This is a genomic window from Pseudoalteromonas sp. NBT06-2 (assembly GCF_002276045.1).
In the GTDB taxonomy this organism is placed as follows: domain Bacteria; phylum Pseudomonadota; class Gammaproteobacteria; order Enterobacterales; family Alteromonadaceae; genus Pseudoalteromonas.
The window spans coordinates 1-762 of record NZ_NQMR01000348.1 but is presented as its reverse complement, the minus strand read 5'-3'; the positions used below and the strand labels follow the sequence as shown (position 1 = coordinate 762).

General features: G+C 41.1%; 1 protein-coding gene. It reads left to right on the top strand.

What is annotated here, in order from left to right; translation table 11 throughout:
* Positions 1–762, top strand: a 762-nt coding sequence (gene ltrA / locus CJF42_RS25980; RefSeq protein ID WP_095369370.1) for a group II intron reverse transcriptase/maturase, incomplete at both ends; no start/stop codon positions are given.

Below are 762 nucleotides of genomic sequence, written 5' to 3'. Positions count from 1 at the left end.
GGGCAGAGCGTGGATGATTTTACACAAAATTTGGAAGTTGAACTCAAAAGGTTATTGCTCGAACTACAAGAAAAGCGCTATCAAGCGCAGCCAGTGAAACGTGTTGAAATCGACAAAGACGATGGCGGCAAACGGTTATTGGGTATTCCCACAGTTCGAGACCGAATTGTTCAACAATGTCTATCAAATATCATGACACCTATTTTTGACCCGCATTTTCATTCATCGAGTTATGGTTATCGTGTGGGTCGAAGCTGTCATCAAGCGATCAGCAAAGCCTCGTTATTTATACGCAAGTACAACAAGCAGCATGTTGTTGATATGGACTTGTCGAAATGCTTTGATATGCTCAATCATGACTTGCTCATTAAGTTTGTGAGAAAGCGTATCGCAGACGGCAGTATCTTAAACTTGATTGAGATGTTTCTAAAAAGTGGTGTAATGATAGGCTCAAATTGGCAAACGAGTGAATTAGGTAGCCCGCAAGGCGGGGTAATTAGTCCATTATTAGCCAATATTTACCTAGATGAGTTCGATCAAGAAATGAAGAAGCGAGCGCACCGAATAGTGCGTTATGCGGATGACATTTTGATATTCTGTACCTCAAAATCTGGCGCAGAAAACGCATTGAAAGTAGCGAGCCATATCTTAGAAGAAACGCTGAAACTTAAGGTGAATGAGCGTAAAACCCATATAGCACATAGCGATACGGGCATAAAATTCTTGGGTGTAGTGATTAACACAAATCATACAAGCATCCAA